Source organism: Methylobacterium sp. E-016, assembly GCF_022829745.1.
Classification (GTDB): Bacteria; Pseudomonadota; Alphaproteobacteria; order Rhizobiales; family Beijerinckiaceae; genus Methylobacterium.
Genome location: NZ_JAKSYF010000139.1, coordinates 1 through 7,953, shown reverse-complemented (window position 1 = coordinate 7,953; position 7,953 = coordinate 1). Strand labels below are relative to the sequence as shown.

The window sequence follows — 7,953 nt, the reverse complement described above, 5'->3', positions numbered from 1 at the left end:
GGACTTTCGGCTGGATCGCCCGATGCCGCAGGCTTGCCCGCGACTACGAGGCGACCCCGTCCTCGGCGCTCGCCTTCTTTGTCTTGGCGGCCGCTATGATCCTCGTCAGACGGCTCGCGCACCCCTTATGAAACGGGGTCTCACACAATTGGCTCATGATCGCGCTCCTCGGACGTCTGGCCGAGTTCAAACGTGAGCTGATCCGGGCGTGGACGGGGGAGAGGCTGAAGCGGGTGCGAGAATGCGGCGTGCGCTGGTGTCCGAAGCACAGTCAGTAGGAAATCGACCAGATTGCTGTGTTTGTTGAGCGCCCGGTAGACGGCCTGGACAATGGGCGCCGCCTCGAAGTGCCGAGCTTTGAAATTGGCCTTGGAGCGCTGTTTCAGCTTCGCAGCAATAGCAGACAGGATCATGGACCGGCTCCAGGGCGGAGGCGGCAAGCTGGTCTGGGATGGCTAACGATCCGCGAAGAAAGGCACGCTCGCCTTGGCGGCAGACCCCGCAGCATACCCCCTCCCCTGCCGGCAATGCCAACCTTGCCGCACGAGATGGGACTACGAAGCTGCAAAGCGACTTTGACACCACTGCAATCCAAACCGCCGCCACGGATAATCAGGAGAAGACTACCCTCAGAAGCCGCGAAAATCCGCGGCTGAACGCAAGGCTCACCGCACCTACAAACCCCACAGCAGACGCGACACGGTGCGGTCACACCATTATGAACGATAGCCTTCCGATACCAGATGGTTATCCACTCCTGTGGTTGCCCATAAGGTATGGATATCGGACAGCTTCTAGAATGCCTTACGGTACCAAACGGATATCCTAATGCTATCTGATACGCGATACATAGCCATTGAGTATCCGAAGGCATTCCAGTATCTTTGAATCCAAGTTCAATTTCCTTCGCCATCGTGATCCAGCATGCCAACCATCATCTTCGCCAGTCCCAAGGGGGGCGTGGGTAAATCGACATCCGCCATCCTTCTCGCCACGGAATTAGCAGGGAAGGGAGCTTCAGTAACGGTGATCGATGCTGATCCGAACAAGCCGCTCTCCAAGTGGTCGCAACGCCCCGGCAAGCCGGAAAACCTGACTGTCATGGACAACGTGACCGAGGACACGATCATCGACGCTATCGAGGGCGCCGAGAAAACCGCGCAGTTCGTGGTCGTGGACCTCGAGGGCACGGCCTCGATGATGGTGGGCTATGCCATGAGCCGGGCCGATCTCATCATCATCCCGTCACAGGGAAGCCAGCTCGACGCCGCCGAAGCGGTCAAAGCCCTCAAACTGGTGAAGCGCCAGGAGAAGGCTTTCAACCGGCAAATTCCGTGTTCGGTGCTGTTCACCCGTACCAGTGCGGCCATCGAAACCCGCGACCTGCGGGACGTTCAGGCGCAGCTGACCGAGGCCGGCGTTCCGGTTTTTGCCACGCAGATGGTGGAACGGGCCGCCTTTCGGGCAATCTTCTCCTATGGCGGCACCCTGTCCGGCCTCGACGGCTCACAGGTCAGTAACGTGAAGGCCGCACAGCAAAACGCTCGTTCGTTTGCGGCCGAGGTTGTAGCGCTGTTGAAGGCGAACGCAGCTCAGGCGCAGGCAGAGGTGGCGTAATGTCCAACTCACGCGCAAAGCTGTTTGACGGTGACGACGATCTGGACCTAACGGCGTTCAAGCCGAAGGCCGCGCCGGATAAGGCCGCGCCGTTGCTCGAAAAGGTGAGGGAGGTTTCAGAGGCTGCGAATTTCCACAGCCGGGAACCGACCAAGGTCACTCCAAAACCTGCTGCCGATCCCACTACTGCAGCCGCCTTAAAACCCCGCAGACAGCCCCGGACGCACCGGACGGGTCGCAACGTGCAGTTCAACGTCAAAGCCTCTCAGGACGCCATCGACGCCTTCTATCGCATATCCGACGAACAGGGCTGGGTGCTGGGTGAAACGCTTGAGCGCGCCCTGTCTGCCTTGGAACGGGACCTGACTGCGAAACCGTGACCCGGAAGCCTGTCACCGATCTTCAGTTTGATCTGTTCGTTGATCGGCCCACACGAGGTGGCCCTTCGCCAAGCTTGGTGGATTAGGTTGCGAGGAGGAACCGTCGGCGGAGGAGATCGAGGTTGTCGCGGCCGTACATGGCGCGCTTCAAGAACTTGAAAGGTCAAGTCCATTGGCGTGGTGTAGCTCGCCGATCGACACGACGACTGCCCGCCTGGGCCGGGAGGATCAGGCTGCCAGGGGCGGCAGTCTGACAACGGAATCATCGCCGATGGGCGTGTCACAAACGTTCAACGGCCGAAATAATCTTCTCCAAACAGGACGTTGCGTTGCCTGTTCACCACCCAATGATCTACCTCGCCGAGGTTAGTGAAGCCGTCTAATGGGGTCGAAACCGCCCCAGCGGATTGAGGTGCACCGGTGCTGGGAGCAGAGTTTTTTGCGGCAAAAATCTTTGCGACACGCCCCGTTGAAGTACCTCGTGCTCAAAGCGCTGATGGCCAAGGGCCACCACGTGGGCCTGTCAGCCGTACCAGAGGTTGAGAGGCGCATCCGATGATCGAGGCTGCCGTACTCAGTTTGCCGAGTCCGGTGTTGGTCGCTGCAATCCAACCCGAACCCGCGATAATCCATTTTGCTGCAGATCGAAGACACTGAACGCCTCGAACGAGATAAGATTGTAGTGTACCCAGTTCAATCGAAACGCCCCAGCAAGCTGCAAAGCATGACGGCGTCATCACGTGACAATCTTAAGGCGTGACAACGCTGTCGCGTTCTCTACTGCCTCATGGGGAGCTATCCACCGGCACAGTGGTTCGAAAAGGAGGCAGCGGACGGGCGGAGAAGAACCGTGTCATCGACGAAATCGCATCTGTGACGAACTACCCCAACAAGGTAATTTATATTATACTGATTTTGCTACATTTTCCAACATCGCAAGTACCTGTCGCAAACGATTAGTAGCAAGGCGGCCAATGTTTTCTGGACCGAGTTGAGTGCTAATAAATGTACGGCCCGCCGCAGCGCGCACCCGCCGTAATTCTGGATCGTGATAAACCTTCCGAAATATCTCAGCGGCCTTCACTACGTTAGGCTCAGCCCATGCCTGATGATCAGTGAAGGTGTACTCGCCATCAATGAGAGGCCTAAGCGTATAAGGAACTGGAAACCCTGTCTCATCGGTTAAAAAATCTGTATTCCCTGAAAAGTTTGTTCCTACTACTGGTTTTCCAAGCGCCATTGCTTCCGCCATACCGAGTCCAAAGCCTTCGGCTCGGTGGAGTGAAACATAGCAATCGGACTGTTTGATTAGAGAAAGAATTTCGGCCCGTGTTAAAGTCGAGTCAATCACGCGAATTCGTGAGTCTCGCGCCGCAGCCGCCGCGACTAAGCCTCGCGTCCGAGGGCTGTGTTCGGGTGCGCCGGTCGATTTAATGATAAGACCAACTTCTTCATTACCTGGAAATGCTTTAGCAAAAGCTTCCAACACTCCGATAGGATTTTTGCGTGAAGGCCACGAATTGTAGTCAAAACTAAAAAGAAAATAAAATCGCGACTTATCTAATCCGAAAAAATTGCGATCCTGATGCTCGTGAATTTCAACGTTGATGCATGGCGGTACGATCGTAATTGGGCCATCATAAATTTTGCGGAAGGCTTCTGCAACAAACCGAGTGGGCGCCCAGATCTCATGTATGCGATCGAGCTGACGTCCCCAATCACGAGGTGTTTCTGAAAGCTCCCAATATGTTCTAAGTATATTGTAACCCCCTTCTATCCGATGTTCAAGGTTTTTATAGAAAGCTGGTAGCTGGTCGGCAGCAGCTTCGAAGACGTTAACGCGGTATCTGCCCTCAAGATCATAGCGCTCAGGCATGAACTGCCCGGAGAAGCGGTCTTCTACAAGCACGTTGTAGGGATATATCGCAAAGGGAAAAGGCTCCCGCGCGACGGATGAAATCAAATTGCGAAGTGACTCACCAAGTCCGAGGCTAGCTTCAACATAGCCGATAAAGAGAACGCCATTCTTTGCCGGAGTTCTCTCAAGAGGGATAGGTTTTTTAAAACCTTTTAAGACGCGCTCCCCGCGCAAAAGTGCCCGTCGCACCTGTGAATTTGCAGCAATATACTGGCGCGTATCAAAATATTCCGAAGGCCTTCGATGGCTTTCTTTCCACCCAATCCTAATGAAATGCTCAAGAGGGTCTTGTCCGTCAAGGAATACATCCTGATTGTTTCTGATGTAATATTCCTTATCAAAAGAACTAAAATATTTTGAGATTTGAATCCCCTTACGTTTACGGCCTAACGAAAAATATCGATCCAAGATGCCTGATTTTGATGTTTGATTAACAGCCTCTAGATGTGAAGCAAAGCCAATAATTTCATTATGCGTGGCGTCTTGTCCGGTGTTTGTATTTACTGGAACGACTTCACGCTGATATTGTGAGTCTTTAAGCGCCGTACGCATCGTAAAAGCAGTGTGCCGCCACGTAAATCCCGCCGTAATGTGTTTGCGACAGACCTGTGAATGCCCGGAATACGCTTTCGCATCCATCGCACAAGCCTCGTTAAGTCGTTCTAGGATCTCGGCCGCGTCGGGTTCCCACCAATAGCCGACATCTCCGAAGCCCTTGTCCCTGTAATCCGCTAGGACAGATTGTCCCGAAAAGAGGAGCGCGCCTTCGTACGCTAAATCAGTGCTGCCACTGTAGCAGCCAAAAATCGGTATTGTTCCGCAGGCCATTGCTTCCGCGGTTGAAAAACCAAAGCCCTCCGATCGAGCGGTGGACACGTAGTAGTCAACACCGCGATAAATTTGGGCGATCTCTGCGTCAGAAAGTGAGCCCACCATTTCCCAGACGCTCACGTTGGCACCCGTGATGCGCGCCATGCGAAGGTTGCCCACCTGTGTGGCCTCCGCGCGAAGTCCGAAGACGTCAAGGACGTCTTGTCCCATGATGATGAGCTGCACGTTAGGGCGTTGCATGCGCAGCGCGGTCCAGGCCGCACGTATGACGTCGAGCCCCTTACGGTGCTGATTGCGGGCAAACCACAGGAATGTCGTTTCGTCGAACGGGCGGTCGCGCAGACCCCAAGGGGTGAAAACGTCTGTCTCAACTCCGGGCGGCACCCATGTCACGTCCGGTACGCCCTCAGCCTCAAAGACCGCCTTTACCCAACGTGACGCTGTCATGACCTTCTTGTAGCGCCGCGCCGCCTCGGCCCAGCCAAGGGGGAGTCGGGTCGTCTCCCAAGCAGTATAGAGGTAGTTAAAAGGCTCCGTACCGGGATGAGCAAAGATTAGTTCCGGCTTAGTCGAGTCAAGCAGACCATTCAAACGCAATGTATAGTGCAGATGACGATTCATGACCTCCCAAGAAGTCGAACCAGTCGTACCATGATCTGCATGATTGACTCCATAGCCGAGGTGTTTCTTCGCAAACAAGAATTTATTATTGTGGAGGTACTTCTTTCTCCGCGGGGCGAGATCACCTGAGAAAGTAGAGCTTGTGAAGTGCTCAATTTGTGCTTCAGGTATATAAGCGCTTGCGTAACCAGCCTCACGCAGTCGGAAACAAAAATCTGCATCTTCGTAGTAGAAGCCAAAGGCATCGTCTAAAAAACCTACCTCGTCTGCAGCTGCAATACGAATAAGAGCGAAAGTAAGCTCACAAAAATCTGCTTCGAGCCGTTTAATACGTCGGTCAGGAGCCGCATGGTCATGAGAGAAGCTTACATCAGTGAGATTCCACTGAACTCGGTAGGTCATCGTTCGCTCGCCTGCAACTTCATCCACGACCATCTGCGCCGGGGCGACGATGGCGAGATTGTCATCGCGCAGCATCTCTTGAAGAAGCTGGCGGCAGACGTCCGTGATAAGCCTAATATCGTTATTTGCCGCAACGAGATATTGGCAGTCTCGTTCCTTCGCGAGACTCATTCCGATATTGCAAGCTTGCGTATAAGTTCGAGCTGTGCCTAGTTGGATAATTTCCACGCCAAACTCACTGCAAACTACATTGGTATCGTCCGTACTCCCTTGATCTAAGACGACTATCCGGTGCAGAACATTACGCATTGAGCTAAACATTCTAAAAAGTAATTTTCCCCCGTTAATCGAGGGAATAACTATTAACATCTTATTGATGGCATTTTCAATATGACTGTTCGGTATGTTCATAAGTCACTCATGGTTCTGTGAGAAATTTTGCGCGCCAAAATTGTAAATGCAATCATCAGCGTTTCTGAGCAATTTTGGAGTGAGTTTAGTCAGATGACGATTGCGGCAGGAGGAAGTGGTCGTCTATGTTTTGGAGGGGAAGAGATCGAGTTTCATTGCTACTTGCAAAATTTAATATCATGTAATGCCGTCAGATGTTTAGTCGTGGCATATGATGTGACGGTTCGAACTTGAAGCGTTCGGGCTCAGTCGTCCAAGTTTGGCAGATAAATTCGTATGGCGTAAGGCCTCGCAGGGTCCTCAAACGGCGCCAGCAATTGTAGGCCTCCACGAGCAGTTGCAGGTGACAACGCAGCTCGTCGTGGTCGGCGTAATGGTAGCGCTTGACCGTGGCGTCCTTGATGGTCCGGTTCATCCGCTCGACCTATCTGTTCGTCCACGGGTAGCGTGGTTTGGTCAGACGATGCTCGATTTTGGTCTGCTCGCAGGCCCATTCGAACGAGTGCCGGCGGTACAAGCGCAGCTCATTGCGCTCGGCTCAATAGGCAGCCACCTTGGCGTCGGCCTCCGCGTTCACCGGTTTGTTGTCGGTGAACTGAATGCCGTTATCGGTCAGGAGCGTGCGAATTGTGTAGGGCACCGCTGCGACCAGATCGCATAAAAAGGCTGCCGCAATCCGTTGAGTCGCCTTCTCGTGAAGTTGGACGAAGATGAACTTGCTCATGCGGTCGATGGCAACGTACAGATGGAGCTCGCCTTGTTCGGTGCTGACCTGTGTGATGTCGATGTGGAAGTAGCTGATCGGGTAGGCTTTGGAGCGCGAACGTTTGGGCTTGTCGCCGTCGACGTCCGGCAGACGACTGATGCCCTGCCGTTGCAGACAGCGGTGCAGCGACAAGCAGGTTAGGTGCGGGATGCTAGGCTGAAGCGCGTAGAGGCAGTCATCCAGTGGCAGCAGGGTGTGCCGGCGAAAGGCGACGATGACCGCCTCGTGCCCCAGGCTCAGCACCGTGGCGTGAGGTTCCTTCAGTCCCATCCGCGCATCGGTTCTGGTCGGACGTGAACGCCACTTCTGTACAGTGGTTGGGCTGATCCCGTAGTGCTTCGCGGCGGCTCTCACGCTCTCTTTACGAGCTTGGATTGCCCGTCGGACCGTCTCAGTCGTTGTAGCGCTGCCGTGGAGAACCTGTCTCGCAGCGCGTCCATCCATATGGCATCAGATGTATCATCAGACGGCGGGACCAAACATCTAAATAATTCATTGTTTGATTCACCGTCCGTAGATGTCCTCGACGCGGATGATGTCGTCCTCGCCGGTGTAGGAGCCGACCTGGACCTCGATCAGCTCGAGCGGGATCTTGCCGGGGTTGGCCAGCCGGTGCATCGCGCCGATCGGCAGGTACACCGCCTCGTTCTCGTGCACGAGGACTAGGCGCTCGCCCAGCGTCACCTCCGCCGTGCCCTTCACCACCACCCAGTGCTCGGCGCGGTGGAAATGCTTCTGCAGCGACAGGCGCCCGCCCGGCGTCACCATGATGCGCTTGACCTGGAAGCGCTCGCCGATGTCGACCCTCTGGTACCAGCCCCAGGGCCGGTACATCCGCCGGTGCGCGTCGGCCTCCGGATGGGCCCGGGCCCGCAGCACCCCGACCAGCTCCTTGACCCGGCCCGACTGCGCCTTCGAGGCGACCAGCACCGCGTCGGGGGTCGCCACCACCACCACGTCGTCGAGGCCGACCACCGTGGTCAGCCCCTCGCCCTCGCTGTGCACCA

The 7,953-nt window shown here is 55.1% G+C and carries 4 protein-coding genes and 3 pseudogenes; 3 read left to right on the top strand and 4 right to left on the bottom strand.

Going from position 1 to position 7,953, the window contains the following annotated elements; genetic code table 11:
• Positions 1–131 (top strand): annotated as a pseudogene (locus MKK68_RS20655) (IS5/IS1182 family transposase); the annotation flags it as partial.
• 186 nt (positions 132–317) lie between these two features.
• Here the strand turns inward: MKK68_RS20655 and MKK68_RS20650 are convergent.
• Positions 318–413 (bottom strand): annotated as a pseudogene (locus MKK68_RS20650) (IS6 family transposase); the annotation flags it as partial.
• A 511-nt stretch (positions 414–924) separates the two neighbouring features.
• On the opposite strand from MKK68_RS20650, the gene MKK68_RS20645 reads away from it, so the two are divergent.
• Positions 925–1,617 (top strand): ParA family protein, encoded by a 693-nt coding sequence (locus MKK68_RS20645; protein WP_147765245.1) that lies wholly within the window; start codon positions 925–927, stop codon positions 1,615–1,617.
• On the top strand, positions 1,617–1,997 hold the full coding sequence (locus tag MKK68_RS20640) for a stability/partitioning determinant (RefSeq protein ID WP_244032778.1): 381 nt from the start codon (positions 1,617–1,619) through the stop codon (positions 1,995–1,997). The genes MKK68_RS20645 and MKK68_RS20640 overlap by 1 nt, the downstream gene beginning before the upstream one ends.
• A 904-nt stretch (positions 1,998–2,901) precedes the next feature.
• Here MKK68_RS20640 and MKK68_RS20635 read toward each other — a convergent pair.
• The 3 genes and pseudogenes from MKK68_RS20635 to MKK68_RS20625 all read right to left on the bottom strand — a co-directional run.
• Positions 2,902–6,180, bottom strand: a complete 3,279-nt coding sequence (locus MKK68_RS20635; RefSeq protein WP_244032775.1) for a glycosyltransferase — start codon at positions 6,178–6,180, stop codon at positions 2,902–2,904.
• Positions 6,181–6,370: 190 nt separating this feature from the next.
• Positions 6,371–7,390: pseudogene (locus MKK68_RS20630) on the bottom strand (IS481 family transposase).
• 60 nt (positions 7,391–7,450) lie between these two features.
• Positions 7,451–7,953, bottom strand: a 503-nt coding sequence (locus MKK68_RS20625; RefSeq protein WP_244032771.1) for a cupin domain-containing protein, incomplete at its 5' end; no start/stop codon positions are given.